The organism is Micromonospora salmantinae (genome assembly GCF_022230905.1).
GTDB classification, from domain to species: Bacteria; Actinomycetota; Actinomycetes; order Mycobacteriales; family Micromonosporaceae; genus Micromonospora; species Micromonospora salmantinae.
On record NZ_JAKKFG010000022.1, the window covers coordinates 1 to 24,219 of the forward strand.

At 70.1% G+C, this 24,219-nt stretch carries 33 protein-coding genes and 1 pseudogene; 17 read left to right on the plus strand and 17 right to left on the minus strand.

Features of this window, described 5'->3' with window-relative positions:
• Positions 1-60 precede the first annotated feature (60 nt).
• The gene (locus tag PSH03_RS17845) at positions 61-1,125 is read right to left on the minus strand and encodes an ABC transporter ATP-binding protein (protein WP_238689820.1); all 1,065 of its coding nucleotides are present in this window, start codon (positions 1,123-1,125) and stop codon (positions 61-63) included.
• Positions 1,126-1,180: 55 nt separating this feature from the next.
• Positions 1,181-2,245: an ABC transporter ATP-binding protein gene (locus PSH03_RS17850; protein ID WP_238689862.1), complete on the minus strand. Its 1,065-nt coding sequence runs from the start codon at positions 2,243-2,245 to the stop codon at positions 1,181-1,183.
• Between the two features lie 268 nt (positions 2,246-2,513).
• Here PSH03_RS17850 and PSH03_RS17855 point away from each other — a divergent pair, with 268 nt between their 5' ends.
• The 6 genes from PSH03_RS17855 (at position 2,514) to PSH03_RS17880 (ending at position 10,050) form a co-directional block, all read left to right on the plus strand.
• Positions 2,514-3,062, plus strand: coding sequence for a Uma2 family endonuclease (locus tag PSH03_RS17855; protein WP_238689821.1), 549 nt, complete (start codon positions 2,514-2,516; stop codon positions 3,060-3,062).
• 32 nt (positions 3,063-3,094) lie between these two features.
• On the plus strand, positions 3,095-4,531 hold the full coding sequence (locus PSH03_RS17860; RefSeq protein WP_238689822.1) for a TldD/PmbA family protein: 1,437 nt from the start codon (positions 3,095-3,097) through the stop codon (positions 4,529-4,531).
• Positions 4,532-4,589: 58 nt separating this feature from the next.
• The gene (locus PSH03_RS17865) at positions 4,590-5,996 is read left to right on the plus strand and encodes a TldD/PmbA family protein (protein WP_372494793.1); all 1,407 of its coding nucleotides are present in this window, start codon (positions 4,590-4,592) and stop codon (positions 5,994-5,996) included.
• Between the two features lie 245 nt (positions 5,997-6,241).
• Positions 6,242-7,048, plus strand: a complete 807-nt coding sequence (gene sdhC / locus PSH03_RS17870; protein WP_088950095.1) for a succinate dehydrogenase subunit SdhC — start codon at positions 6,242-6,244, stop codon at positions 7,046-7,048.
• Between the two features lie 12 nt (positions 7,049-7,060).
• Positions 7,061-8,989 (plus strand): fumarate reductase/succinate dehydrogenase flavoprotein subunit, encoded by a 1,929-nt coding sequence (locus tag PSH03_RS17875; protein WP_238689823.1) that lies wholly within the window; start codon positions 7,061-7,063, stop codon positions 8,987-8,989.
• Entirely contained in the window at positions 8,986-10,050 is a 1,065-nt protein-coding gene (locus PSH03_RS17880; protein ID WP_112604992.1) for a succinate dehydrogenase/fumarate reductase iron-sulfur subunit, read from the plus strand. The genes PSH03_RS17875 and PSH03_RS17880 overlap by 4 nt, the downstream gene beginning before the upstream one ends.
• A gap of 143 nt (positions 10,051-10,193) precedes the next feature.
• Here the strand turns inward: PSH03_RS17880 and PSH03_RS17885 are convergent, their stop codons facing one another.
• Positions 10,194-10,637 carry a (deoxy)nucleoside triphosphate pyrophosphohydrolase gene (locus tag PSH03_RS17885; protein WP_210785865.1) on the minus strand — a complete coding sequence of 148 codons (444 nt, stop codon included), beginning with the start codon at positions 10,635-10,637 and terminating at the stop codon, positions 10,194-10,196.
• Positions 10,638-10,820: 183 nt separating this feature from the next.
• On the opposite strand from PSH03_RS17885, the gene PSH03_RS17890 reads away from it, so the two are divergent.
• On the plus strand, positions 10,821-11,129 hold the full coding sequence (locus tag PSH03_RS17890; protein WP_112604995.1) for a 4a-hydroxytetrahydrobiopterin dehydratase: 309 nt from the start codon (positions 10,821-10,823) through the stop codon (positions 11,127-11,129).
• Here PSH03_RS17890 and PSH03_RS17895 read toward each other — a convergent pair.
• Both PSH03_RS17895 and PSH03_RS17900 read right to left on the minus strand, forming a co-directional pair.
• Positions 11,116-11,538 (minus strand): VOC family protein, encoded by a 423-nt coding sequence (locus tag PSH03_RS17895; RefSeq protein ID WP_238689824.1) that lies wholly within the window; start codon positions 11,536-11,538, stop codon positions 11,116-11,118. The two genes, PSH03_RS17890 and PSH03_RS17895, sit on opposite strands and share 14 nt — an antisense overlap.
• Positions 11,535-11,888, minus strand: a complete 354-nt coding sequence (locus tag PSH03_RS17900; RefSeq protein WP_238689825.1) for a DUF1801 domain-containing protein — start codon at positions 11,886-11,888, stop codon at positions 11,535-11,537. Before PSH03_RS17900 ends, PSH03_RS17895 begins: the two co-directional genes overlap by 4 nt.
• Positions 11,889-12,002: 114 nt before the next feature.
• On the opposite strand from PSH03_RS17900, the gene PSH03_RS17905 reads away from it, so the two are divergent.
• The 4 genes from PSH03_RS17905 (at position 12,003) to PSH03_RS17920 (ending at position 14,748) form a co-directional block, all read left to right on the plus strand.
• The gene (locus PSH03_RS17905; protein ID WP_238689826.1) at positions 12,003-12,887 is read left to right on the plus strand and encodes a LysR family transcriptional regulator; all 885 of its coding nucleotides are present in this window, start codon (positions 12,003-12,005) and stop codon (positions 12,885-12,887) included.
• Positions 12,884-13,420: a class I SAM-dependent methyltransferase gene (locus tag PSH03_RS17910; RefSeq protein ID WP_210785860.1), complete on the plus strand. Its 537-nt coding sequence runs from the start codon at positions 12,884-12,886 to the stop codon at positions 13,418-13,420. The genes PSH03_RS17905 and PSH03_RS17910 overlap by 4 nt, the downstream gene beginning before the upstream one ends.
• Positions 13,421-13,430: 10 nt before the next feature.
• Positions 13,431-13,793 carry a PH domain-containing protein gene (locus PSH03_RS17915; RefSeq protein ID WP_030337500.1) on the plus strand — a complete coding sequence of 121 codons (363 nt, stop codon included), beginning with the start codon at positions 13,431-13,433 and terminating at the stop codon, positions 13,791-13,793.
• Positions 13,794-14,016: 223 nt separating this feature from the next.
• Complete coding sequence (locus PSH03_RS17920; RefSeq protein WP_238689827.1) at positions 14,017-14,748, plus strand: class I SAM-dependent methyltransferase; 732 nt, start codon at positions 14,017-14,019, stop codon at positions 14,746-14,748.
• 105 nt (positions 14,749-14,853) lie between these two features.
• Here the strand turns inward: PSH03_RS17920 and PSH03_RS17925 are convergent.
• The 3 genes and pseudogenes from PSH03_RS17925 to PSH03_RS17935 all read right to left on the minus strand — a co-directional run.
• Positions 14,854-15,171: pseudogene (locus tag PSH03_RS17925) on the minus strand (SRPBCC family protein); the annotation flags it as partial.
• A gap of 128 nt (positions 15,172-15,299) precedes the next feature.
• Complete coding sequence (locus PSH03_RS17930) at positions 15,300-15,650, minus strand: ArsR/SmtB family transcription factor (RefSeq protein ID WP_210785857.1); 351 nt, start codon at positions 15,648-15,650, stop codon at positions 15,300-15,302.
• Positions 15,647-16,105 (minus strand): SRPBCC domain-containing protein, encoded by a 459-nt coding sequence (locus PSH03_RS17935; protein WP_238689828.1) that lies wholly within the window; start codon positions 16,103-16,105, stop codon positions 15,647-15,649. Before PSH03_RS17935 ends, PSH03_RS17930 begins: the two co-directional genes overlap by 4 nt.
• Positions 16,106-16,219: 114 nt before the next feature.
• On the opposite strand from PSH03_RS17935, the gene PSH03_RS17940 reads away from it, so the two are divergent.
• Complete coding sequence (locus PSH03_RS17940) at positions 16,220-16,594, plus strand: VOC family protein (protein ID WP_210785855.1); 375 nt, start codon at positions 16,220-16,222, stop codon at positions 16,592-16,594.
• 97 nt (positions 16,595-16,691) lie between these two features.
• Here the strand turns inward: PSH03_RS17940 and PSH03_RS17945 are convergent, their stop codons facing one another.
• From PSH03_RS17945 to PSH03_RS17955, 3 genes are all read right to left on the minus strand, one after another.
• The gene (locus PSH03_RS17945; protein ID WP_238689829.1) at positions 16,692-17,021 is read right to left on the minus strand and encodes an HflX-like GTP-binding protein; all 330 of its coding nucleotides are present in this window, start codon (positions 17,019-17,021) and stop codon (positions 16,692-16,694) included.
• A 65-nt stretch (positions 17,022-17,086) separates the two neighbouring features.
• Complete coding sequence (locus tag PSH03_RS17950; RefSeq protein WP_238689830.1) at positions 17,087-17,374, minus strand: hypothetical protein; 288 nt, start codon at positions 17,372-17,374, stop codon at positions 17,087-17,089.
• Positions 17,371-17,673, minus strand: coding sequence for a class I SAM-dependent methyltransferase (locus PSH03_RS17955; protein WP_238689831.1), 303 nt, complete (start codon positions 17,671-17,673; stop codon positions 17,371-17,373). Before PSH03_RS17955 ends, PSH03_RS17950 begins: the two co-directional genes overlap by 4 nt.
• Positions 17,674-17,852: 179 nt before the next feature.
• On the opposite strand from PSH03_RS17955, the gene PSH03_RS17960 reads away from it, so the two are divergent.
• Positions 17,853-18,269, plus strand: a complete 417-nt coding sequence (locus tag PSH03_RS17960) for a DUF3592 domain-containing protein (RefSeq protein WP_210785853.1) — start codon at positions 17,853-17,855, stop codon at positions 18,267-18,269.
• Between the two features lie 324 nt (positions 18,270-18,593).
• On the opposite strand, the gene PSH03_RS17965 is transcribed toward PSH03_RS17960, so the two are convergent.
• Both PSH03_RS17965 and PSH03_RS17970 read right to left on the minus strand, forming a co-directional pair.
• Positions 18,594-18,767, minus strand: a complete 174-nt coding sequence (locus PSH03_RS17965) for a hypothetical protein (protein WP_210785852.1) — start codon at positions 18,765-18,767, stop codon at positions 18,594-18,596.
• Positions 18,764-18,982 carry a flavin reductase gene (locus tag PSH03_RS17970; RefSeq protein WP_210785851.1) on the minus strand — a complete coding sequence of 73 codons (219 nt, stop codon included), beginning with the start codon at positions 18,980-18,982 and terminating at the stop codon, positions 18,764-18,766. The genes PSH03_RS17965 and PSH03_RS17970 overlap by 4 nt, the downstream gene beginning before the upstream one ends.
• A gap of 415 nt (positions 18,983-19,397) precedes the next feature.
• On the opposite strand from PSH03_RS17970, the gene PSH03_RS17975 reads away from it, so the two are divergent.
• Together PSH03_RS17975 and PSH03_RS17980 are read left to right on the plus strand one after the other, a co-directional pair.
• Entirely contained in the window at positions 19,398-19,637 is a 240-nt protein-coding gene (locus PSH03_RS17975; protein WP_210785850.1) for a winged helix-turn-helix domain-containing protein, read from the plus strand.
• Between the two features lie 162 nt (positions 19,638-19,799).
• The gene (locus PSH03_RS17980; RefSeq protein ID WP_210785849.1) at positions 19,800-20,165 is read left to right on the plus strand and encodes a hypothetical protein; all 366 of its coding nucleotides are present in this window, start codon (positions 19,800-19,802) and stop codon (positions 20,163-20,165) included.
• 236 nt (positions 20,166-20,401) lie between these two features.
• On the opposite strand, the gene PSH03_RS17985 is transcribed toward PSH03_RS17980, so the two are convergent.
• Positions 20,402-20,560: a hypothetical protein gene (locus tag PSH03_RS17985; RefSeq protein ID WP_238689832.1), complete on the minus strand. Its 159-nt coding sequence runs from the start codon at positions 20,558-20,560 to the stop codon at positions 20,402-20,404.
• Between the two features lie 101 nt (positions 20,561-20,661).
• Between PSH03_RS17985 and PSH03_RS17990 the strand changes: the two genes are divergently transcribed.
• A complete protein-coding gene (locus tag PSH03_RS17990) occupies positions 20,662-21,069 on the plus strand; it encodes a site-specific integrase (protein WP_238689833.1) in 408 nt (135 codons plus the stop codon).
• Here PSH03_RS17990 and ychF read toward each other — a convergent pair.
• Positions 21,059-22,144 carry a redox-regulated ATPase YchF gene (gene ychF, locus PSH03_RS17995; RefSeq protein ID WP_091406282.1) on the minus strand — a complete coding sequence of 362 codons (1,086 nt, stop codon included), beginning with the start codon at positions 22,142-22,144 and terminating at the stop codon, positions 21,059-21,061. The genes PSH03_RS17990 and ychF overlap by 11 nt on opposite strands.
• Positions 22,145-22,287: 143 nt before the next feature.
• Between ychF and PSH03_RS18000 the strand changes: the two genes are divergently transcribed.
• Positions 22,288-22,854: an exonuclease gene (locus PSH03_RS18000; RefSeq protein WP_238689834.1), complete on the plus strand. Its 567-nt coding sequence runs from the start codon at positions 22,288-22,290 to the stop codon at positions 22,852-22,854.
• Between the two features lie 3 nt (positions 22,855-22,857).
• Here PSH03_RS18000 and PSH03_RS18005 read toward each other — a convergent pair whose 3' ends face one another.
• Together PSH03_RS18005 and PSH03_RS18010 are read right to left on the minus strand one after the other, a co-directional pair.
• On the minus strand, positions 22,858-23,592 hold the full coding sequence (locus PSH03_RS18005; protein WP_238689835.1) for a Type 1 glutamine amidotransferase-like domain-containing protein: 735 nt from the start codon (positions 23,590-23,592) through the stop codon (positions 22,858-22,860).
• A 121-nt stretch (positions 23,593-23,713) separates the two neighbouring features.
• The gene (locus tag PSH03_RS18010) at positions 23,714-24,217 is read right to left on the minus strand and encodes a hypothetical protein (protein ID WP_238689836.1); all 504 of its coding nucleotides are present in this window, start codon (positions 24,215-24,217) and stop codon (positions 23,714-23,716) included.
• Between the last annotated feature and the right edge of the window lie 2 nt (positions 24,218-24,219).

Here is a 24,219-nt window from a genome sequence, read left to right on the forward strand (position 1 = left end):
CGGCTGGGTCCCTGGCGGCCGCGACGTCGGCCGGCTCAGCCCCCGCCACCGGGGACAGGCTCACGACGGCACCTCCTCGACGACCGGGGCAGTCGACTCCGCCGACTGCGGGCTCGTGCTGGCCGCTTCCCCTTCGGGGCTCGTGCTGGCCGCTTCCCCTTCGGGGAAGTGACACGCGGTGGCCTGCGAACCGCCGTCGCGCGGGATCAACGCGGGCTCCTCGGTGGCGCAGATGTCCTGCGCCTTCCAGCACCGGGTGCGGAACCGGCAGCCCGACGGCGGGTCCAGCGGGGTGGGCACGTCGCCGGTCAGCCGGATCCGGCCCGCCGGGCCGAGCTGGGTGACGTCCGGGATCGCGGAGAGCAACGCCCGGGTGTACGGGTGCTGCGGGCGCTCGTAGATGTCCGCCCGGTCACCGATCTCCACGATCCGACCCAGGTACATGACAGCGACCCGCTGGCAGAAGTGCCGGACCACGGCCAGGTCGTGCGCGATGAACACGAACGCCAGGCCGAGCTCCCGTTGCAGGTCGCGCAGCAGGTTGACGACCTGTGCCTGGATCGAGACGTCCAGTGCGCTCACCGGCTCGTCCGCCACGATCAGCTTCGGCCGCAGGGCCAACGCGCGGGCGATGCCGATGCGCTGGCGTTGACCACCGGAGAACTCGTGCGGGTACCGGTTGTAGTGCTCCGGGTTCAACCCGACCAGCTCCAGCAACTCCTGCACCCGGGCCTTGATCCCACCGGGCGGCTTGATCCCGTTGACCTGCAGCGGCATCGCCACGATCCGGCCCACTGTGTGCCGAGGGTTCAGCGAGGCGTACGGGTCCTGGAAGATGATCTGGAGTTCCTGGCGCAGCGGGCGCAACTCCCGGCGGCCGGCGTGCGTGATGTCCCGCCCGTCGAACTCGATGCTGCCGCTCGTCGGTTCCAGCAGCCGCACCAGCATCCGACCGGTGGTCGTCTTGCCGCAGCCCGACTCCCCCACCAGGCCGAGCGTCTCGCCGGGGCGCACGTCGAAGTCGAGCCCGTCCACCGCCCGCACCAGACCGGTGGCGCGCAGCCCCTGGCGTACCGGGAAGTGCTTGCTCAGGCCGCGTACCCGCAGCAGTGGTTCATCGGTCATCTCCACGGTCCTCCGTTCGGGACTGCGGTACTCCGCTGCGCTGCGTTCCTCGCCCTCACACAGCCACCCCCACCCGTGCGATGTCCTCGGCGTAGAACGTGGCACGCTCCTCGGCGCTCAGGTGACAGGCGACCAGGTGGCCGGCCGAATCGCCCTCCCCCGCCGGGCGCAGCTCGGGGACCTCGGTGCGGGAGCGGCTGCCGGCCCGGTCCGCGTACCGGCAGCGGGGGTGGAACGCGCAGCCCGGCGGCAGGTTGATCAGGCTGGGCGGGTTGCCGGGAATGGGCACCAGGTCCGCGTCCGCGTCGCCGTGCAGCGACGGCACGCTGGAGAGCAACCCCCAGGTGTACGGATGCTGCGGCGCCCGGAGCACCTGCTCGACGCTGCCCCGCTCGACGGCCCGCCCGCCGTACATGACCAGCACGTCGTCGGCGACCTGGCCGACCACGCCGAGGTCGTGGGTGATCAGGATGATCGCGGAGTGGAACTCGGCCTGGAGGTCGGCGAGCAGGTCCAGGATTTGCGCCTGCACTGTGACGTCCAACGCGGTGGTCGGTTCGTCGGCGATCAGCAGCGCCGGGTCGTTGACCAGGGACATCGCGATCATCGCCCGCTGGCGCATTCCGCCGGAGAACTCGTGCGGGTACTGGTCGAAGCGACGCGCCGGCTGCGGGATGCCGACCCGGTCCAGCATGTCGACAGCCCGCTGGCGGGCCTCGCGCCGGTTGGCCTTCGGGTGGTGCACCCGGTACGCCTCGGCGATCTGCCGGCCCACCGTGTAGTACGGGTGCAGCGCCGACAGTGGATCCTGGAAGATCATCGCCATGTCCCGGCCGCGCAGCCGGCGTACCTCCTCGTCTGGAAGGCCGACCACCTGCCGGCCACCCACGGAGATCTCCCCGGTGATGGTGGTCCGCTTCGGATCGTGCAGGCCGAGAATCGCCAGCGAGGTGACGCTCTTGCCGGAGCCGGACTCGCCGACGATGCCGAGGGTGCGGCCCCGCTCGACGGCGAACGACACCCCGTCGACAGCGCGGACCACGCCGTCCTCGGTGTCGAACCGGACCCGCAGATCACGCACCCGCAGGTAGGCGTCCTGGTCGGAGCGCTGCGCCGGCACGGCGGGACGGTCGTCCGGGTCCCCGGACGGCGAGGGTTCCGAGCTGTCCACGGCCACCTCCCTCAGTGACGAAGAGAACTTACAGCAAAGTCCCGAGGGTGAAAATAAGCTACAAAGCCGGCACGTGTCAGCGGGCCCGAGCGTAACGAGTCGGCATCGGCCCCGCACCCCCGTCACCTCGCCCATTCATGGCCTTGAACGCACGTCAAGTGCGATCATTGGACGCGCAACCGGCAGAGGATGCCACTGGCACGAGGTGGAGGTGACGATGACCGCGGCGGTGTTCAACCACGAAGGCCCGTGGACCGAAGAGGAGTACCTCGCCCTCGGCGAGACGCAGCAACGCGTCGAACTCTTCGACGGGAGCCTTCACGTGACCCCAGCCCCCACCCCCCGGCACCAGAACATCTCCGGCGAACTACGCGCGGTGCTACGAGCCCCGGTTCGCGAAGCCGGTCTGCATGTCTTGGAAGCGGTGAACGTTCGACTCAGGCCGGGACGGATTCCGATCCCCGATCTCGTCATCACCAGCCCGATCGACTTCGACGAACTCAACGTCGAGGCGAGTGACGTGCGGCTGGTCTGCGAAATCATCTCGCCGAGTAACGCGTCCACCGACAAAGTCCTCAAGATGCACTACTACGCCACCGCCGGCATCGAGTGGTATCTCCTGGTGGAGCAGGACAGCGGCACCATGCATCTGTACCGGCGGCGGGGCGGTCACTACACCGAGCAGTCCGTGACCAGACCGGGCGAGCTGCTGGTGCTGACTGAGCCGGTGAAGGCCAGCATCCGGCCGGAGGAACTGCTCCCCTGACGGGTGTCGGTCGGCTGGCCTAGGGTCGGTCCATGACCGAGTTCGACGCGGCCACCGCCGCCGTCCAGGCCGCCCTCGACGCGGGCGCCCGGTACGCCGACGCCCGGGTGATGCACCGCCGCTACGAGTCCATGACCGCGCGCAACGGGGACGTGGAGGAGCTGACCCAGGACGAGAGCATCGGGCTCGGGGTCCGGGCGTTGGTCGGGGCGAGTTGGGGCTTCCACGCCGTACCCGATCTGTCGGACGCCGCCGCCCGCGACGCCGGCCGGCGCGCGACGCGGACCGCCATGGCGAGCGCGCGGGTGCCGGGCCCTTCGGTCGACCTGGTGCCGGTCGAGGCGGTCACCGCGAGCTGGGCCTCCGGCTGCCAGATCGACCCGCTCGGGGTGGCCCTGTCGGACAAGGGCGATCTGCTGGTCGACGCGACCCGCACGATGGCCGAGCACGGCGCGGACCTGGCCGAGGGCCTGTACCAGATCTGGGACACCACGAAGTGGTTCGTCTCCAGCGAGGGCCACCGGATCGACCAGCGCATCCGCGAGTGCGGCGGCGGCATCTCGGCCACCTCGATCGGCGACGGCGAGACGCAGCGGCGGTCCTGGCCGAGCTACCGCGGCCAGTACGGCACCACCGGGTGGGAGCTGGTCGAGTCGCTGGATCTGGCCGCGCACGCCGCGCAGATCGCCGAGGAGTCCCGGGCGTTGCTCACCGCGCCGCCCTGCCCGGCCGGCGAGACCGATCTGATCCTCGGCGGCGAGCAGTTGGCCCTGCAGATCCACGAGTCGGTCGGGCACGCCATCGAGCTGGACCGGATCCTCGGCTGGGAGGCGGCGTTCGCCGGCACGTCCTGGCTGGACCTGGCCCAGCTCGGCTCGCTGCGTTACGGCTCGGAGCTGATGAACATCACCATCGACCCGACCATCCCGGGGGCGCTGGGCAGCTTCGGTTTCGACGACGAGGGCTCCCCGGCGGTCAAGCGGGACGCGGTCCGGGACGGTCGCTGGGTGGGTGTGCTCGCCGGCCGGGATTCCGCCGCGATGGCCAGCCTCGACTACGGCGGCAGCGTACGGGCCGACGGGTGGGCCCGGCTGCCGATGGTGCGGATGACAAACGTCGGCCTGGAACCCGGCCCACACACGCTGGAGGAGATCATCGCGGCCACCGACGACGGCGTGTTGATGGACCTCAACCGGTCCTGGTCGATCGACGACAAGCGACTCAACTTCCAGTTCGGCTGTGAGGTCGGCTGGGAGATCAAGAAGGGGCGGCGGGGGCGGATGCTGCGCAACCCCACGTACACCGGGATCGGCCCGCTGTTCTGGCGTTCGATGGACATGCTCTCCAGCGAGACGGTCTCCTGGGGGACGCCCAACTGCGGCAAGGGCCAACCCGGCCAGGTCGGGCACACCGGCCACCCGGCCGCGCCGGCCCGGTTCCGCAACGTCCGTGTGGGGGTCTCGGCGTGAGCGCGAGGAGTGAGCCGGGTTTGCGAGCCCCGCAGTCGCGAACGAAAGGCGGCTCAGCGTGAGCGCGAGGAGTGAGGTCGAGCTGGCGGGGCAGGTCGTGGAGCTGGTTCGGCGTCTTGGCGGGCCGGCCGCGCAGGCCGAGGCGGTGGTGACGCGGGCGGACCTGGCGCTGACCCGGTTCGCCAACTCGGGCATCCACCAGAACGTGTCCGAGTCCACCGTCGGGGTCCGGCTGCGGGTGCACGTCGACGGTCGGACGGCTGCCGGTGGCGGCAGCGTGGTCACCGCCGACGGGTTGTCCGCCCTGGTGGAGCGCACCCTGGCCGCGGCGCGGCTCTGCCCGCCCGACCCGGGTTGGCCGGGGCTGGCCCCGCCCATGCCCACGCCGGGCGCCCTGCCCGTCGACGAGGCCACCGCGCACGCCGAGCCGGATCAGCGGGCCGATCGGGTGGGGGCGTTCGTGGCCGCCGCCGGGGGCCTCAGCACCGCCGGTTACTGCCGCACCGCGCACCGCTCGTCGGCGTTCGCCAACTCGGCCGGGCACTCGGCGTACGGCCGCGCGGTGGAGGCGGCGATGGACGGCATCGCCCGCCGCGATGGCGCGGACGGGGTGGCCCGGCGCAGCGCCGACCGGCTGTCCGACCTCGACGGCGCCGAGTTGGGCGCGCAGGCCGCCGCGAAGGCGCAGGCGGCGGCCGACCCGGTCGAGCTGCCGCCAGGGCACTACGAGGTGGTGTTCGAGCCGGCCGCCGTGGCGGACCTCCTGCAGAACCTGTCCTTCTACGGCTTCAACGGCAAGCGGTACGCCGAGCGGCAGTCGTTCGCCGAGCCGGGCGCGGCCCAGTTCGACCGGGCGGTGACACTGGTGGACGACCCGCTGGGCGGGTCCGGGTTGCCGTTCGACGCGGAGGGCACCGGCCGACGGGCGCTGACACTGGTCGAGGCGGGCACCACCCGGGCGGTGGCGCACGACCGCCGGACCGGCGCCGAGGCGGGCGCGGAGTCCACCGGGCACGCGGTAGCGGGGGGTGCCACCTGGGGCCCGATGCCCCGCAACCTGCGGCTGAACGGCGCGGTGGCGGGTCCGGCCAGTGCGGTGGGCCGGAGCACCACCGGCGCGGCGGCCGGGGCTGTCGTCGACGCGGACACCGCCGCGTTGGTCGCCGGCGTACGCCGAGGGCTGCTGGTCACCGACCTCTGGTACACCCGGGTGCTCGACCCGAAGAGCCTCGTCGTCACCGGGTTGACCCGCAACGGCGTCTGGCTGATCGAGGACGGCACTGTCGTCCGGGCGGTCCGTGACCTGCGGTTCACCGAGTCGTACCCGCGGGCGCTCGGGCCGGGGGCGGTGCTCGGGCTGGGGGCGCGGGCGGTGCGCCAACCGGACCGGGTGGACGGTGTCTGGTGGGCGGCGCCGTCGCTGCGGTTGGCGTCCTGGCACTTCACCGGAGGGGCCTCCGGCTGACGTTCTCGACTTCGCGCGCCAAACCGGCGCGTCGAGGGCTTTTCCGCAGGCCAGACACACGGGACACTCCCTTGCGCGGACGGCTCGCGGAGATCGGCGTAACGTGTGTCACTTAGCTGCGTCGGTCGATCCGGCGTGGTCGTTGGTGTGCGCATGACGTGGCAGCGGGTGCGGGTTCGCCGGTCCGCGTGCCGACCGGAGAGAGACCAGCCCGCCCGTACGGGCCCGTCGAGGAGACGACTCGAATGACTTCAACGGCAACGAGGCCGAGGGGGGCGCGGGCGCGCGCCGCCATCGCGGCGAAGACGTTGCGTACCGACCGATGGTGGTTCGCCCCGCTGATCACCGTGATCGGGCTCAGCGCCTGGGTCGCGTACGCGACGGTCCGGGTGTTCATGCACGACTTCTACTGGGTCGCGGATTACCACTATCTGACCCCGTTCTACTCGCCCTGCGTCACGGAGCGGTGCATCGAGGGCGCTTCGCACTTCGGCCGGTTCCTGCCCGGCTGGTGGATCATCCCGGACGCCGCGCTGACCCTGCCGTTCCTGCTGCTGTTCCGGCTCACCTGCTACTACTACCGCAAGGCGTACTACCGGTCGTTCTGGCTGTCGCCGCCGGCCTGCGCCGTCCCGGACGGGCACAAGGAGTACGGCGGTGAGACCCGTTTCCCGCTGCTCGGGCAGAACCTGCACCGCTACTTCTTCTACGCCGCCGCGATCATCTCGCTGATCAACACCTGGGACGCGATCCTCGCCTTCCACTCGCCGAAGGGCTTCGGCTTCGGGCTGGGCAACATCATCCTGCTGCTCAACGTGGTGATGCTCTGGGCGTACACGATCTCCTGCCACTCCTGCCGGCACATCATCGGCGGCCGGCTCAAGCACTTCTCCAAGCACCCGGTGCGGTACAAGGCCTGGACCTTCGTCTCGGCGTTGAACGTCCGGCACATGCAGCTCGCCTGGATCACCCTCGGCACCCTGGCGCTGGCCGATTTCTACATCATGGCGCTCGCGGCCGGCTGGTTCTCCGACCTGCGGTTCATCAACTAAAGGGCCCCTGACATGACCACAACCACTCGCATCGAACGACACCACTACGACGTCGTCGTCATCGGGGCCGGCGGCGCCGGTCTGCGCGCGGCGATCGAGGCCCGGCTGGCCGGCAAGAAGACCGCGATCATCTCCAAGTCGCTGTTCGGCAAGGCGCACACGGTGATGGCCGAGGGCGGCGCGGCCGCCGCGATGGGCAATGTGAACAGCCGGGACAACTGGCAGGTGCACTTCCGCGACACCATGCGCGGCGGCAAGTTTCTCAACAACTTCCGGATGGCCGAGCTGCACGCGAAGGAGTCGCCGCAGCGGATCTGGGAGCTGGAGACGTACGGTGCGCTCTTCGACCGCACCAAGGACGGCAAGATCTCGCAGCGCAACTTCGGTGGCCACGAGTACCCGCGCCTGGCGCACGTGGGCGACCGGACGGGCCTGGAGCTGATCCGCACCCTCCAGCAGAAGATCGTCTCGCTCCAGCAGGAGGACCAGCGGGAGTTCGGCTCGTACGACGCCCGGATCAGGGTGTTCTCCGAGACGACCATCACCGAGCTGCTGCTCGACGGTGACCGGGTGGCCGGCGCGTTCGGCTACTACCGCGAGTCGGGCGAGTTCATCCTCTTCGAGGCGCCGGCGGTCGTGCTGGCCACGGGTGGCGTCGGGCGCTCCTACAAGGTCACCTCGAACTCCTGGGAGTACACCGGGGACGGGCACGCGCTGGCGCTGCGCGCCGGGGCGACGCTGATCAACATGGAGTTCCTCCAGTTCCACCCGACCGGCATGGTCTGGCCGCCCTCGGTGAAGGGCATCCTGGTCACCGAGTCGGTGCGTGGTGACGGCGGCGTCCTGAAGAACTCCGACGGCAAGCGGTTCATGTTCGACTACGTCCCCGATGTCTTCCGCAAGCAGTACGCGGAGACCGAGGAGGAGGCGGACCGCTGGTACACCGACCCGGACAACAACCGGCGTCCACCGGAGCTGCTGCCCCGCGACGAGGTGGCCCGCGCCATCAACAGCGAGGTCAAGGCCGGCCGGGGCTCCCCCGCCGGTGGCGTCTTCCTGGACATCGCGAGCCGACGTTCGGCCGACGAGATCCGCCGCCGGCTGCCGTCGATGTACCACCAGTTCAAGGAGCTGGCCGACGTCGACATCACGGCCGAGCCGATGGAGGTCGGCCCGACCTGTCACTACGTGATGGGCGGCGTCGAGGTTGACCCGGATTCGGGTGCCGCCTTCGGCCACGTACGCGGGCTGTTCGCCGCCGGTGAGGTCTCCGGCGGCATGCACGGCTCCAACCGACTCGGTGGTAACTCCCTGTCCGACCTGCTGGTCTTCGGCAAGCGGGCGGGTGGGCACGCGGCCAGCTACGCCGACGGGCTGAGCGCGCGGCCGAAGGTGGCAGTGGACGAGGTCGAGGCGGCCGTGGAGACCGCCCTCGCGCCGCTGCAGCGGGACACCGGCGAGAACCCGTACACCCTTCAGCAGGACCTCCAGGCGGTTATGGGTGACCTGGTGGGCATCATCCGCCGGGAGGGTGAGCTGGCCGACGCGCTGGTCCGGCTCGCCGAACTGCGTGAGCGGGTGGCCAAGGTGAGCGCGGCCGGCGGCCGACGCTACAACCCGGGCTGGCACCTGGCCCTGGACCTGCGCAACATGCTGGTGGTCTCGGAGTGCACCGCGAAGGCGGCGCTGGAGCGGCAGGAGTCGCGTGGCGGGCACACCCGGGAGGACTACCCGGCGATGGAGCCGAAGTGGCGGCAGGTCAACCTGGTCTGCGCGCTGGACGGCGACACCGTGCAGCTGACCCGCAAGCCGCTGCCGAAGATGCGGCCGGAGCTGATCGGCCTCTTCGACCGGGCCGAGCTGGCCAAGTACCTCACCGACGAGGAGATCGCCGACTTCGACGCCCTCGTTGCCGACGCTGGAGAGGCGGACAACCGATGAGCGGGAAGCGTCAGTTCCGGATCTGGCGGGGCGACGAGAGCGGCGGTGACCTCCAGGACTACATGGTGGAGGTGAACGAGGGCGAGGTCGTTCTCGACGTCATCCACCGCCTGCAGGCCACCGACGCGCCGGACCTGGCCTGCCGGTGGAACTGCAAGGCCGGCAAGTGCGGCTCCTGCTCCATGGAGATCAACGGCAAGCCGCGGCTGGGTTGCATGACGCGGATGTCGACCTTCGGCGACGACGAGACCGTCACTGTCACCCCGCTGCGCACCTTCCCGGTCATCCGGGACCTGGTCACCGACGTCTCGTTCAACTACGAGAAGGCACGGGAGACCCCGGCGTTCGCCCCTCCGGCGGACGTGGCCCCGGGTGACTACCGGATGCAGCAGGTCGACGTGGAGCGCTCGCAGGAGTTCCGCAAGTGCATCGAGTGCTTCCTGTGCCAGACGGTCTGCCACGTGATCCGCGATCACGAGGAGAACAAGCAGGCGTTCTCCGGCCCGCGGTACTTCATCCGGGCGGCCGAGCTGGACATGCACCCGCTGGACGCCCGGACCGACCGCAAGGAGTACGCGCAGGCCGAACAGGGCCTCGGCTTCTGCAACATCACCAAGTGCTGCACCGAGGTCTGCCCCGAGCACATCAAGATCACTGACAACGGGATCATCCCCATGAAGGAACGGGTCGTCGACCGCAGGTACGATCCCCTTGTGTGGCTTGGTAGCAAGATCTTCCGTCGGGGCGAGACGCCCCAGACCAGCGTGACCACCGCCCGTCAGGGCTCGGCGACGCCGGGCTCCGCCCGGGGTGGGTTGCACTCGCACGCGGGTGGCTCCCACGATTCGCGGGCTGAGGCGCAGGCGCAGAGCGGCGTCAACTGGCACCGGGAGGTGCCCCACCCGACCGCCCCGGCGGTCGACGACCGGGGCAAGCTGCCGCTGACCGAGCTCACCTTCGACCGGGCCGCCGCGCCGTCTCCGTTCGGTGACGACGTGACCTTCCCGCTGCCTCCGGAGCACCTCAACTTCGCCCACCCGGAGCAGGACAACAAGCACTAATCACCTGAACAACAACGGGGGCCGTGGCAGTAGCCACGGCCCCCGCCCCACTTCCCGCCCCGCCCCGCCCCGCCCCGCCCCGCCCCCGTTGATCATGAAGTTATTGCCACCGCGCACGGCGTGTCGTGGCAATAACTTCATGATCAACGCGAGTTGAGCAGGAGGGGGCGGAGGGCGGCCACGATGGGGGCGTCGGCGGGGAGCCAGGTGACCGAGTCCAGTTCGTCGGCGGTGAGCCAGCGGAGCGCCTCGTGCTCCAGCGCCTGCGGCTGGTCGCCGCCGAGCAGGCGGGCCGCGTACACCTTGAGCACCGACCGGCCGTGCGCCATCCGCACGTTGCGGCCGACCCGGTCGCCGATCTCGACGCGTACGGCCAACTCCTCGGCGCACTCCCGGATCAACGCGTCGGTCTCGGCCTCCCCCGGCTCGACCTTTCCGCCCGGAAACTCCCACATGCCCGCCACCTCGGGTGGGGCGGAACGCGCACAGGCGAGCACCCGCCCATCCCGGATGATCGCCGCACCGACGATCACCTTCAGGTCCCGTCGTTCGGCCTGCCCGCCATCATTCGCCCGTTCGGTCCGCACGGGCGTCCAGGGTGCCAGATCAATCGGCGGTTTGGGTACCGTAGCCGTCCGCTAGGCCAATAAGACACGGAAGTGTGGGCGTGGACACCCCCTCCGAGCAGCGGGAGACTAGGAGGCACCGACAAGACACGGGATGGCGACGATTTGGCCACAAGCCGGCAACGGCGCTTGGGGGGTGCGGTGATGCGCGTGCTGTTCAACAGCAGGGCCAAGCACGACTACCTTTCCGACGCGTTGACCTTGCTATCTGGTTGGACGCGCGAAGGCGAGCAGATCCGACGGACGCTCGTGATCGACGATACCCAACACGCCGCACTAACTGAACGGGTCAAGGTCGTCGCGGATGCGCTGCATCTGCGGCCCGAGATCAGCCGCCGGGCCGACAGCACCCAGATCCGGGTGGGGCACGGCAGCGGCGAGCCGCTGACCGAGGGCGAGGTGCTGTTGGCGGCCCGCATCGAGGACGCCTACCGGGCGGTCACCGAGGCCTGACGACAGTCTCCGAACCCGAGCCGGCGTCCTGCGGGTACCAGCGCAGCTCCACCGAGTTGCCGTCCGGGTCCCGTACGTAGATCGAGGTCGCCGAACCGCGGGCACCGAACCGGCTGACCGGGCCGGTCAGCACCGTGAAGACCCCCGACTCGATCACCTGCGCCCAGTCCAGTGGTGCCACCACCAGGCAGAAGTGGTCCACGTTCGCGCCCTGCGGCTCACCGCGGACGAGGTCGATGATGCTGTCGGGGCTGATCCGTGCCGACGGGAACGGGACGGTGCCCGCACGCCACTCGTCGACCCGTACCGGTGCCAGCCCGAGCCGGCCGCAGTAGAAGTCCAGGGACCGCTCCACGTCGGCGACGGTCAGCACCAGGTGGTCGAAACCGGTTACCCGCACCGCGCTCATGCCTCCTCCAGGTGGGCCGCCGCGCGCAGCCAGTCGCTGAACAGGGCTGGGTCGACGTCGGCGACGTCGCGCAGCTTCACCGCCGCCATCGCCCGCGCACCGGGGATCAGCCGCCCCGACGGGTCGACGATCTCCTGCCCCCGCCACAGCCCGAAGGTGACGTACGACCCGTACGCCTTGACCAGGCAGACCGGGCGCTGGCCGGGCCGGTCGCCCAGGCTCCAGACCGGGTGCCCGTGCCACATCGCCCCGGTCGCCCCGGGAAGGGCCGCCGCGATGATCGGCGTCAGCTTCTCGCCGATCTCGCGCGGTGGGCCGGCCAGGCCGGCCAGGTAGTCGTCAACGCTCACGTCAGAGCCTTTCGCTCGGTTTTCCCTGCCGCGTTCACGATCCCCGAACGAGGGACGCCGACCAAGACCCGATGCCGCTACGATCGTTGCCCACAGGTCAACGATGGGAGCGGTGTGCTGGAGCGGTACGAGGTCGAGACGTTCCTGACCCTCGCGGACGAACTGCACTTCGGCCGGACCGCCGAGCGGTTGACCGTCAGCACCGGCCGGGTCAGCCACATCGTGAAGAAGCTGGAGCGCCGGATCGGCGCACCGCTGTTCGCCCGCACCAGTCGGGTCGTCCGGCTCACCCCGATCGGCCGGCAGCTCGCCGACGAGCTGGCTCCGCTGGTCGCCGGGATGGACGAGGCAGTCCGCCGCGTGACCGACGCCGCCCGGGGCGTGACCGGGACGCTGCGGGTGGCGTTCCTCGGCGAGTGGACCGCGCCGGTGCTGCTCCGGGCAGTGGCCCTGTTCGGTGAACGGCACCCCGATTGTCGGGTCGAGGTGCACGAGGCGCAGTTGTCCACCACCCGATCCGGGCTGCTCGACGGCTCGACCGACGTGTTGATCGCCTCGTACCCGTTCGACGGGATGGCCACCGGCCCGGCGCTGCTCTCCGAGGACCGGGTGCTGGCGGTGGCCGCGGGGCACCCGCTCACCCGGGAGCGGTCGGTGTCGTTGGAGGTGCTCGCCGACCACCCGGTGGTGCAGTACCCGACAGTGACCTCGGTGGAGTTCAAGCGGGACCGCACCCCGGAGCGCACCCCGTCCGGCCGACCGGTGCCAAAGGGGCCCGCCGGGAACACCTTCTCCGAGATGCTGTCCCTGGTCGCGCTGGGCCGGGGAGTCCTGCCGGTGGGCGAGCACACGCGGCGCTACTACCCGCGCCCCGACGTGGCGTACGTGCCCATCCACGACGCGCCACCGATCGAACGAGGGCCGGTCTGGCTGCCCAGCAACACCACCACCCGGGTACGCGAGTTCGTCAGCGCCGCGACCGACGCGAACCCCCGATGAGGCACGCCGAGTTCCGCCACCACCGGCTGGTCCAGGTGTACGACGCGGAGCTGCTGCCCGAGCGGGCGTTCGACGTGGCGGTGCTGACCAGCCACGTCGCGCAGTTCTTCGTTGACGACGCGGAGTGGGCGCGTACCCTCGCCGACCTGGCCAGGGCGCTCGTGCCCGGCGGCCGGCTGGTGTTCGACGCCCGCGACCCGGCGGACCGTCGTTGGGAGCGGTGGAACCCTGTGGATTCGCACCGGCTGGTCACGCTGCCCGACGGCGGCGAGGTCCGCGCGTGGACCGAGGTCACCGGGGTACGCGACGGAGTGGTCGACTTCACCCACCACTACCACTTCGACGACGGGGAAGAGATCCTCAGTTCGGCGACCCTGCGCTTCCGCACCGAGGTCGAGCTGCGCACCTCTCTGACCAGGGCGGGCTTCATCGTGGACCATGTTCACGGGGGCTGGCACGGCGAGCCCGTCGGCCACGGCGACGGCGAGTTCGTGGTCCTCGCCCGGGTGGGCACGTTGGCACCAGTTTTCTAGCCTGGAGCACATGGCGAACATCGCGTACGACCGCAAAGAGCAGGTCCAGCAGATCGAGAGTGGCCTCCTCGAAGGCGAGCAGATCATCGCCGTCTACGACGCCGTCGGCACCGGCACCGGGTTCATCGGGCTGACCGACCGCCGCGTGATCATCCAGGACCGGTCCTTCGTCGGGAAGCGGTTCGCGATCACCAGCATCCCGTACTCGAAGATCACCAGCGTGAGCGTGGTCAGCAACAAGTCGTGGGGTGGTTCGTTCTTCTCCACCGGCGCCATCGCCATCCACGTCGGCACGCACACCTACGAGGTGGAGTTCCGTGGCGCGCAGAAGAGCCACCACGTGCACAACGTGATCCTGCACCACATCTCCTGATCGCACGTCCCGTCGTGGGCCCGGCTGGCGTAATTGCCTTGCCGGGCCCACGGCGTCTCTGGTGTCCTCGGTCGACAGCCACGCGAAGGGAGCAGCCACCATGCCCGACACGACGAAGTCCCCCGAACCAACAGTCATCCGACCCGAGGAATCGAGACTTCGTGAGCAGAACTGTTCCCTTGGCGCTGCTGGGCGCCACTGACCCCAACCCGGGAGGCCGCTGATGTCGGTCTTCGACGCTCCCGGCCTCTTCGGCCGGCTCTGGGCCGCCGACTACGACGGCCCAGGCAACCCCGACCCAGCACCAGCGGTGGACTTCCTGGCCGCCCTGGCCGACGGGGGTCCGGTTCTCGAACTGGCGATCGGCACCGGCCGGGTCGCGCTGCCGCTGGCCGAACGCGGCCTCGCCGTGCAGGGCGTCGAGGCGTCCGAGGAGATGCTCGCGCAGCTGCGGGCGAAACCCGGCGGCGACCGGATCCCGGTAGTCGTCGCCGACATGGCGGACGTGCCGGTGGCCGGTGAGTTCCGGCTCGCGTACCTGGTCTTCAACACCCTGTTCAACCTGGTGGACGCCGAGCGGCAGGCGGACTGCTTCCGCAACGTCGCCCGGGTGCTGTCGCCCGGCGGCGCGTTCGTCATCGAGACGTTCGTGCCCGACCCGCGCAGCTTCGACTCGGACGAGCAGGTGCAGGTACGTGAGGTGACCGAGGACTCCGCGACGATCCGACTGCACCGGTACGACCGGCCGGCGCAGCGGTTCATCCGGCAGACGATCACGTTCGACGCGGACGGTGTGCACCTGAAGCCGTTCGCCATGCGGTACGCCTGGCCGCACCAGATCGACGAGATGGCGCAGCAGGCAGGGCTCCGGCTCACCGAGCGGTACGCCGACTGGCACCGGCGACCGTTCCAGGCCGACAGCCCGTCGCACATCTCCGTCTACCGGGCGGAGTAGCGGTTTGATCGACTCGGGTTCCGGAAAGTCGGGGTGTCATCGCCACGACGACACCGCGACGTCAAGGAACCCGAGTCGACCTCCGCCTCTCGGTGGGTACCGAGGTCAGTGCCCGTCGCTGATCTGGACGTCGTCCGGCGCCGGCCGGCCGCGCCCCGTCTCGACCAGCTCCTTGAGGCTCATCAGGAAGATCGCCCACTTGGTGCTGCACTCGTGCATGAGTTCGGTCGGCTCGCGCCAGCCCGAGTGCGTGAAGTCGACGATCGTGTACCGACCTCGCTGGCCGAGCCGCCAGCCGATCTCGGTGCCGATCCACTCCTCGGGGCCACCGACGACCCGCCACCGCACCCGACCGGCCGGGTCCAGCTCAAGGATCTCCAGGTCGAACCCGCCCTCGTCACCGAAGTGGACGGCCAGCGAACCGCCGACCTCGCTCTTGCCGGTCGTGTCGACCGACCATCAGCCGGCGACGCCCTCGGGGGTTGCCACCGCACGGTAGACGTCGGCGAGTGGAGCGACGACGCCGACCTGGTGCAGAATATCGACCATTCTCAGCCTCCCTGGTTGTTGGTGCGGTGGCGTTCGATCGTCTCGGCGATGCGCTTGATCCGGCGCAGGCGGGCGTCCCAGGTGGAGCCGACTGCCGACAACTGGGCGACCGCGCGGGCGAGTTGCGCCTCGTCCACCTGGTAGTGACGCTCGCGACCGGCCGGTTCGGCGTGGATCAGCCCAACCCGGTCGAGGACCGCCAGGTGCTTCGAGACGGCCTGGCGGGTGACGGGTAGCCGTCTGCTCAACGAGGTGGCCGTGCCCGGCCCGTCAGCGAGAAGAAGATCGATCATCGTACGCCGGATCGGGTCGCCGATCGCCGACCACAGCTCATCGTCGACCGCCGTGCTCATGGGGTCGCGACCAGCCGCGCGACGTACTCGCCCAGCCGGGGCATGTAGTGGTCCCAACCGTTTTCGTGGTCGCGGTACTGCTCTTCCAGCACGGCGACCTCCCAACCCAGCTCGCGGAAGCCGGTCTCGGTCATCCGGATCAGCGTCCCGGCGCCACTGGGCACCAGGTCGAAGGTGACGAAGAGCGCCTGCCCGCTCCGGTCCTGCTCGGTGAAACACCACCGGAAGGAGAACCGCTTCGGCGGGTCGACCTCGACGACGGCCAGCGCGACGGTCTTCGTCGCGCCGGTGTCGGCGTCGCGCCAGACCAGCTCGCCGGGCGCACCGGCGACGGACTCGAACCGCGCGTCGTCGGGCCACCACTCGCGCATGTGCTCGGGCTGGCTGACCACCTCGAAGACGACTTCGGGGGACGCGTTGACGTGGATGTCTCGTTCGATCGTTCCCTGTTCCATGCCCACAACCTTTCGCAACCTTTGGTTGCACTGAACCTACGACAGACCACGCCCATCGCGCAACCTTTCGTTGCACGTCGCGGTTTCGTCGTACCCGAGGTGCACGATCTGCGCATGTCTGAGCCATCGCCGCACCGACACCACGCCATCGACTACGTCGAACTCACGGTGACCGACCTCGCCGCAGCCAAGCGGTTCTACGCCGACGCGTTCGGTTGGCAGTTCAACGACTACGGGCCGGAGTACGCCGGCATCCGCAGCCCACACGGCGACGCCGCGCCCGAGGTCGGCGGTCTCCGTGTGGACCGGGAGGTTCGGGCGGGCGGCCCGCTCGTGCTGCTCTACTCCAGCGACCTGGACCGGTCCGTGCAGGCGGTCAGGGAGGCCGGCGGCCAGGTGGTGAACGGGCCGTACGAGTTCCCCGGTGGCCGGCGGTTCCACTTCACCGACCCCAGCGGCAACGAGCTGGGTGCCTGGGCCGAGCAGTAGGGCGCCGAGTCGCTCCACGAACTCATCGACGACCTCGGGCCCTGGCTCGCCGCGGAGTACGCGAGCGTCCATGGCGAGAGGGCCGTCCGTCCCTGACCTATCGGAGGTCCTCGCCGCTCAGGACGGGACAGCCGAACATGTCCCTGAGGACGGCCCGCTGGTGGTCGGTCAGTGGGTGCGCGAAGACCACGGCGCCCACCCCGCGCTGCCGGCAGGCCTCGGCGACTTCGCGTGCCCTACCGGGGCTGAGCAACGTCCGCCGTGACAACGGGTCGCCCATCTTGTCCGCGCCGCCCGAAGAGACTCCCCGCCGTTGCACGTGCCGGCCCACGACCTGGCCACCGCGGGCTTCCACCAGGCTGGCCAGCAGATCGAGCTTGCCTTCGAACTCATCGTCCTTCGCCGAGAACAGGCCCACCAGCGCCACCTCGGCACCTGCCAGCACAGCTTTCACTGCACCGCCCCGATGTCGGTTCGCCGGGTCGCCGGCCATCAGCGGCGGCGGGCGCGCAGCACGCCGGTCAGCATCGGCAGCGTGAACTCGCCCTGCGCGGTTTCGGGTCGGCTCCCGAGGTAGGCGCGGATCCGGTCGAGCGTGGCGGCTCGTTCCTCTTCCGGCATGACCAGCATCCCGGCCCGCGTCGCGAGCGTCGCGACGAGCGAGTCGGCGGTACGGCGCTGCCCGTGCGGGAACTCGACCTGCTCCGCCGACCCGAACCGGGCGATCCGGCCGGTGCTCGGAACGAGCATGTCCGCCGTAGCCGTGCGCCAACTGCTCACCGTGTCACGCGGGCCGATGGCCGCACTCCCGCTGACCCGTTCGAGCCCGGCAACCCAGCCGACCCGGTCGTCCATGATGTTCCAGAGACCGGCCAGGACGGCTCGACCGCCACGACATCCGCGCCCAGCGCCGCCAACGTCGCGGAAAGCTTGCCGGTGTCGGCGCCCAGGTCGAGCACGCGTAGGCCGGGGGCGGGCTCCAACGCCCATCGCACCGCGGCCTGCGCGTAATCCGGGCGGTGCTCGGCGTACGCGGTCGCCGCCGCGCCGAACGACGATCGGAGCAGCTGTTCCGTCATCCGGTCAACGTACCGCCGCATGTGGACATTGACTGCGACCATGACCACCGTGCAGATCTTGCGGAGCTGGTGGCGCGCCCGCTACCCCGTCTACGTACTCGGCCTCCTCGTCGGGATGGTCATGATGTGGCTGCCCTTCAAGACCTTTAAGGACAACGACGCCTGGACGGGTCCATGGCGTGCCAGCCCAGGCAGTCGTCGATGAACTCGTGCACAAGCGGCGGAACACGATGCACCTGCGCTACGAATTCGCCGGTGCTCAGCGTCAAGCCGAGGTTGGCTGTTGGGAGGTCTACCTGGCGGCCGGCAGTCCGGTGCGAATCTGGGTCAACCCCAAAGATCCGGAGGATTTCGTCACCGATTTCGGCATCCTCAGCGGGCACCGGGGCCGGCTGCAAGGGGAGGTCGGAGCGGCAGGTCTGGTTCTGTCCGGGTGGATGGCGTTAGCTGTGATCGCCCGCGGCTACCAGCGACAACGCGACCGCCGGCGACGTGACTGGCAGCGGCAGCAACACGGCCAGCGCCAACGACAGTTCACGAACGCCAGGGCCGGGACAAAGCGCAAGCCGAGCAGCCGTCAGCGGAACCAGGACTAACGCCCGCCCCGCGATAGAGTCGGGCTCAAACGTTGAAGCGGAACTTGTATGGCCGCTCCCACGACCTGCGGCGACCTGGCCAAATCGGGGTTAAGCGCTGGCGCTCCGGTCCGCTGTCGTCCAGGAGTGCCCCTGCCTCGTCCACCCTGCGGGCCGGTGTTGACCCCTGTGTCGGGCACGCCTCGGGCATGGCGACCGCTTCGGTGTGCGCTCTCAGCAAGCCGGTCGGGTCGGACTTGATGTGACGTCAGACGGCCTGCTGGCGTGCCTCTCGGGCTGGTTCGGCTGGCACGGTTGCTGTACTTCGCTGTTGCACTGCCGGCTTCAGACGAGGCGCTGGATGCGGACCTTCGGGCGCTCGTCCCTGAGGTGGCCGTGCTTGTGTTGGCGGACCTGTTCGTCCCAGACCTCCTGGTCGTAGTCCGGGTCCGGTGGGATCCATTTGTGGGAGCCATCGCTGTAGTGGAACTTCTCGTCACCCGGCCGCAGAATGCTCATCGGGTCCAGCCGAGGAATCGGTAGTGCAGGTGTCCGGCGGGGACGTGGGCCAGATCCTGGGCGGCGTTGACGAGTTGAGCGGCCAGGTAGAGGGCCAGTGACACCGGGGCGCGGTCGTACTCCGCTCGCAGCTCTCGGCGCCGGGTCGGGCATGGCCAATCCCCCGCACAGCCGCCGCACGTCCAGGCCGGCTTGATCGGGTGGTGAGTGGTCACTGCGGGCCGTCCTGGTTGGGCCAGTGGCCGCGGTTGATCGGGATGCGGTGATGGCTTCGGCATGGCAGATCGCCTCCGCAGCGGCAGATACGCCGCCAGTGCTGCCAAGACCAGACGGGCCGGTGACGGCGAGCGAGAGTCAGCGCCACCGCCAGCACGTACTCGTCGTACGAAACTCGCTTCACCGGCTCGCCTCGTCCGGTCGCGCCAGGGTCTGCCCTGCCCATGTCGAAGGGAGCACTGCCGTCTCCTTGCACCGGAGCAATCTGGAGGCGTGGATGCCCGAGCGCGGGGGACGCGCCGAACATCCACGCCGGCGAGGACGGCCCACAGCGCCAACCGAGGGAATCGACCTCCTCGGCAACCTCCCACAGGTACCGTTGGGTAGTCAAGGGCTGACGTAGGTGGTCTACTCGTGTTGCCAACCGAGGAGAACCACGTGCCGCCGCGTTACCGCTACGAGCAGATCGCCGACGACCTCGCCGAACGCATCAAGTCCGGCGAGTTTGAGCCCGGCTCCAAGCTGCCCAGTCGGCGCGAGTTGATCGAGCACTACGGGGTCACCGAGCCGGTGATCGACCGTGCCATGCAGGTACTACGGATCAAAGGGATGACCGAAACGCTTCCCGGCGTTGGCGTCTTCGTCACCGAGTAAGTCCCTCCGCAGAGCCAGCCGCCGCAGCCGCGACCTCACGCCTGCACGTTCTGGGCGTATTGTTCGGGTCAGTCCGCACCTGTCCGTAACCTCGGGCAATGGTCCGCGCTGTCCCACTGAGCCCTTCCCCGTCTGGCCCGGTTGCTGTCGACAACAACGGGCATGCGTTTCTGCACAGAGGAGGGGCCGGTCAACGAGGCCGAGCAGTTCCTCGGACCCGTCGTGATTGCTGGCGTCGAAGGCATCCGCTGGGTGTCCATCCGGCCCTGGCAAGAGAGCTACAACGCGTCCATGGATGACGTGCAGGACCTGGACGACGAGAACCGCCGGGACCTGTCGGTGTTCCCGTCGCTGTACCCAGACGGCGAGGACGACCCGGGGCCCGGCCGAGTGATCGGTCACGTTGAAGGCCCGGCCGAAGCGTTGGAATTAACAGAGCGTGCGACCGGGGCGTCGACGGATCGCTGGGACAACCACGGGGTTGCCGGGGAGGACTACGCGGACTTCGTGCAAGCCAGGAACTCCTGACTCAGACGTTGAAGCGGAACTTGAACGGCCTCGCTCCTGACCTGCGGCGGCTTGGTCGACGTGCTGGCCCCGCCGCGTCTTGGGCTCACGTGCTCTCCGCGCCAGCCGCCCGGCGTCCTGCGTGGCCGGAGTCGGAGCGCCAGCGGAGCGACGGACGCGCGCCCAGACGGCGGCGCGTGCGGCCCGTCTCGGGCCGCCTTGTCGGTCGCTCTCCCGTGGTGAGAATTAGCCTGCCGTCAGCCCACCGGGAACGCATCGTGCCTCTCACCGTCGATCAGGTCCGCGCCCTGGCCGCCGCAATGCCCGCTGGCAACCGGGCCATGGTGATCGTGCAAGCCGGCCTCGGGCTGCGCCTCGGCGAGCTGCTCGCACTGCGCGTCCAGGATGTGGACCACGTTGGCCGGACAGTTCGGATCGAATGGCAGTTCGCGCCACAGTCCAAGCTGCGCACCGAGCCGAAGACACGCCGATCGCGCCGAACCATCCCGCTCCCCCAGTGGTGGCGACCGCCATCCGCGAGCACTCGGCGCAGTTCCCGCCGGCTGCCGACGGCACCATGTTCACCACCCGCTTCGCCGGCCCCTACCGACACGACTACTACGGCTCGCGGATTTTCTCGGCGGCCGTCGAGCGGGCCTCGCTACCCAAGGGCACCACGAGTCACGACCTGCGGCACCACTACGCGGCGGTCCCGCTGATGCAGGGCGAGTCGGTCATCGTGGTCGCCGAGCGTTTGGGGCAGGAGAACGCAACCTTGGTCCTGTCGACGTACGGCCACCTGATGTTGGACTCGGAGGAACGCACCCGCCGCGCCGTCGATGACGCGTGGGGTGTGCCCCCGACGTGCCCCCGGGCAACGATTCAATCGCCTGACCTCCGGGAACAGGCCGGATTCAGACGTTGAAGCGGAACTCCACCACGTCGCCGTCCTGCATGACGTACTCCTTGCCCTCGATGCGGACCTTGCCCGCCGCCTTGGCCGCCGCCATCGAACCGTGCTCGACCAGGTCGTGGTACGAGACCACCTCGGCCTTGATGAAGCCGCGCTGGAAGTCGCTGTGGATGACACCCGCGGCCTCCGGAGCGGTGGCGCCGACCGGGACGGTCCAGGCGCGCGCTTCCTTGGGGCCGGCCGTGAGGTACGTCTGGAGACCGAGGGTGCGGAAGCCGACCCGGACGAGCTGGTTGAGGCCGGGCTCGTTCTGCCCGATCGACTCCAGCAGCTCGCGGGCCTCCTCCTCGGGCAGGTCCACCAGCTCAGATTCGATCTTGGCATCCATGAAGATGGCCTCGGCGGGGGCGACCAGGGCGCGCAGCTCGTCGAGGAACGTCTCGTTGGCCAGTTCGGCCTCGTCGACGTTGAAGACGTACAGGAAGGGCTTGGTGGTGAGCAGGTGCAGCTCGCGCAGGTGCTCCAGCTCGATCTTGGCGGCGGCGGCCCCGGAGTAGAGGGTGGTGCCGCCGTCGAGCACCTCGATCGCGGCCTTCGCGGCGGCGACGGCGGCGGCCCGGTCCTTGCGGAGCTTGGCCTCCTTCTCCAACCGGGGCAGCGCCTTGTCGAGGGTCTGCAGGTCGGCGAGGATCAGCTCGGTGTTGATCGTCTCGATGTCGTCGGCCGGGGAGATCTTGCCGTCGACGTGCACCACGTTCGGGTCGGAGAAGGCCCGGACGACCTGGCAGATCGCCGAGGCGTCGCGGATGTTGGCCAGGAAGGCGTTGCCCCGGCCCTGCCCCTTCGACGCGCCGCGGACCAGGCCGGCGATGTCGACGAACGACACCGGCGCCGGCAACACCTTCTGCGAGGAGAAGATCTCGGCCAGCTTGCCCAGCCGCTCGTCGGGCAGCCCGACCACGCCGACGTTGGGCTCGATGGTGGCGAACGGGTAGTTCGCCGCCAGCACGTCGTTCTTGGTCAACGCGTTGAAAAGCGTGCTCTTGCCGACGTTGGGCAGGCCGACGATGCCGATGGTGAGACTCACGACGGGCCAGCTTACGCCGGTCCCGGCCGGGCCGGTCCAGGCGGCTCCGATTCGGCGCCGCGCCGGTGGTCGATCGTCGCTCCCACCGGGCCCGGTCGGGCGTTGCTAGTCTCCCGTTTCGATGTTCCGCTGCTGGAGGTGGGATGACCTCGACGTTGCCTGAGCTGTATATCGCCGTCGATGTGGAGGCGGACGGGCCGATCCCCGGGCCGTACAGCATGATCTCGCTGGGCATGGCTGTGGCCGGCCGCCCCGACCTGACCTTCTACACCGAGCTGCGCCCCATCTCCGACGAGTTCGTACCGGCGGCGTTGGCCGTCTCCGGCCTGGACCGGGACCGGCTGCTGCGGGAGGCGCCCACCGCGCAGGAGGCGATGTCTGCCGCGGCGGCCTGGGTCAACGGGCTGCGCCGGGTCGGCCGTCCGGTCTTCCTCGCCGCCCCGGCCGTCTGGGACGGCATGTTCGTGCACTGGTACTTCGTCCGCTTCGTCGGGCACAGCCCGTTCGGCGCGACCGGCTCTGGTGTTGATCTCCGCAGCTACTGGATGGGGTTGACCGGCAGCGAGTGGGCCCAGACCCGCCAGGGCACGATCAAGCACGAGCTGGGCCTGCACGACATGCCGCACACGCACCACGCCGGGGAGGACGCCGCCGAGCTGGCCCAGGTCTTCGACGCGGTGCTGCGCCGGCAGGCCGTCGACGAGGCGTGACGCTCAGCCGAGCAGGCGGGGGGCGATGACCGCCTCCCGTACGCTGCCGTCCGCGCCGCGGCTGACCTCGTACGCCGAGACGCCCTCGCGGTCCGCGACTGCCTCGACCAGCCGGGTGCCCCGGTAGACCAGGCCGACGCCGTCGTCGGTGCAGTGGCTGGTGGGGAGCGTGCCGTCGCCAACCAGCTCGTGCATGAGCGGGCGGCGCTGGCCCTCGCTGTCGTAGTGCACCCCGTTGCCGTACGGCAGCCAGGCCAGGCCCTCGGTGAAGCCGCGCAGCCGGGGGCCGAAGCTGTCGGTGGCACCGCCGACGTGCCAGCAGATCGAGCCGGCGGAGACGCCGGCCAGCACCACGCCGGCCTGCCAGCACTCGTGCAGGATCTCGTCGAGCCCGTGCACCCGCCACACCGCGACCAGATTGGCCACGCTGCCACCGCCGACCCAGATCACGTCCTGGGCGAGCAGGTGGGCGCGGACGTCCTCGACGTTGGGCATCGGGAACAGGGCGAGGTGTGACAGCCGGAACCGGGTGTCGGCGAACGCGCCGTAGACGGCGGTCAGCGAGGTGGGCTGGTCGCCCACGGCCTGCCCGAGGTAGCAGACCCGTGGCTGCGGGCCGGCCTCGGCCAACTCGGCCGCCAGCTCGAAGACCGGGCTGGGGCGCAGGTCGTAGGGCCCGCGGTCGCCCCGGAAGAAGCCCATGCTGGTGGCGATGATGGTCGGTTCGCTGGCGGGCATCGGAGCGTCCTTCCGTCGGGGCGGTGCGGCGTCCATCCTGCCGCAGCCGGTCTTCCGCCCGCTCGGTGCGGGCCCGACCCGCCGCCGGCGGGCAACGGGTCGGGCCCCGCCAGGCTGATGATCAACCAGACTGGTCGGGCCGTCGTTGGCGGGGCACCTCGACCTCGGGCCAATGACCCAGGGCCCGACGGTCGGCCGGGGGCAGTTGCCCGGCAGCGGCGCGGGGCAGGGTGAACCGGTCGGCGGCGGCCGGCCCGACCGAGACCGACTCGCGCAGCATCCAACGCACCTCGTCGGCCGTCCAGCCCAGCCCCGGCCGCGCGGCGATCTCGCGGATCAATCGCCGACCGACACTCGTGTCGTCGTCGTAGAAGCGCATGCACCAGTGGTGCGTCCACATCCCGAGCGCCCGCAGGCCCGCGTCGTCGAGGGAGCCGGCCAACCGGCCGCAAGCCGTGTGGGGGAAGCTCCGCTCCGGGTTGCCCGCCCGGTCCCGTTCGATGGCGCCCACGGCGGCCGGCGCGACGGCCCGCATCCGGCGATAGAAGGACTGCGCCACCGCGCGGGGCAGCGGCGGGAACGCACCCGGTGTCGACGCCGCCGCCCAACCCGCCACGCTCGTCATTT

Excerpts from the sequence above, each read along its gene's own strand:
- PSH03_RS17845 (WP_238689820.1), bottom strand. The coding sequence starts at position 1,125 with ATGACCGATGAACCACTGCTGCGGGTACGCGGCCTGAGCAAGCACTTC.
- PSH03_RS17855 (WP_238689821.1), top strand. The coding sequence starts at position 2,514 with ATGACCGCGGCGGTGTTCAACCACGAAGGCCCGTGGACCGAAGAGGAG.
- PSH03_RS17860 (WP_238689822.1), top strand. The coding sequence starts at position 3,095 with ATGACCGAGTTCGACGCGGCCACCGCCGCCGTCCAGGCCGCCCTCGAC.
- sdhC (WP_088950095.1), top strand. The coding sequence starts at position 6,242 with ATGACTTCAACGGCAACGAGGCCGAGGGGGGCGCGGGCGCGCGCCGCC.
- PSH03_RS17875 (WP_238689823.1), top strand. The coding sequence starts at position 7,061 with ATGACCACAACCACTCGCATCGAACGACACCACTACGACGTCGTCGTC.
- PSH03_RS17880 (WP_112604992.1), top strand. The coding sequence starts at position 8,986 with ATGAGCGGGAAGCGTCAGTTCCGGATCTGGCGGGGCGACGAGAGCGGC.
- PSH03_RS17890 (WP_112604995.1), top strand. The coding sequence starts at position 10,821 with ATGCGCGTGCTGTTCAACAGCAGGGCCAAGCACGACTACCTTTCCGAC.
- PSH03_RS17895 (WP_238689824.1), bottom strand. The coding sequence starts at position 11,538 with ATGAGCGCGGTGCGGGTAACCGGTTTCGACCACCTGGTGCTGACCGTC.
- PSH03_RS17910 (WP_210785860.1), top strand. The coding sequence starts at position 12,884 with ATGAGGCACGCCGAGTTCCGCCACCACCGGCTGGTCCAGGTGTACGAC.
- PSH03_RS17915 (WP_030337500.1), top strand. The coding sequence starts at position 13,431 with ATGGCGAACATCGCGTACGACCGCAAAGAGCAGGTCCAGCAGATCGAG.
- PSH03_RS17920 (WP_238689827.1), top strand. The coding sequence starts at position 14,017 with ATGTCGGTCTTCGACGCTCCCGGCCTCTTCGGCCGGCTCTGGGCCGCC.
- PSH03_RS17930 (WP_210785857.1), bottom strand. The coding sequence starts at position 15,650 with ATGAGCACGGCGGTCGACGATGAGCTGTGGTCGGCGATCGGCGACCCG.
- PSH03_RS17935 (WP_238689828.1), bottom strand. The coding sequence starts at position 16,105 with ATGGAACAGGGAACGATCGAACGAGACATCCACGTCAACGCGTCCCCC.
- PSH03_RS17940 (WP_210785855.1), top strand. The coding sequence starts at position 16,220 with ATGTCTGAGCCATCGCCGCACCGACACCACGCCATCGACTACGTCGAA.
- PSH03_RS17955 (WP_238689831.1), bottom strand. The coding sequence starts at position 17,673 with ATGACGGAACAGCTGCTCCGATCGTCGTTCGGCGCGGCGGCGACCGCG.
- PSH03_RS17965 (WP_210785852.1), bottom strand. The coding sequence starts at position 18,767 with ATGAGCATTCTGCGGCCGGGTGACGAGAAGTTCCACTACAGCGATGGC.
- PSH03_RS17980 (WP_210785849.1), top strand. The coding sequence starts at position 19,800 with ATGCGTTTCTGCACAGAGGAGGGGCCGGTCAACGAGGCCGAGCAGTTC.
- PSH03_RS18000 (WP_238689834.1), top strand. The coding sequence starts at position 22,288 with ATGACCTCGACGTTGCCTGAGCTGTATATCGCCGTCGATGTGGAGGCG.
- PSH03_RS18005 (WP_238689835.1), bottom strand. The coding sequence starts at position 23,592 with ATGCCCGCCAGCGAACCGACCATCATCGCCACCAGCATGGGCTTCTTC.
- PSH03_RS18010 (WP_238689836.1), bottom strand. The coding sequence starts at position 24,217 with ATGACGAGCGTGGCGGGTTGGGCGGCGGCGTCGACACCGGGTGCGTTC.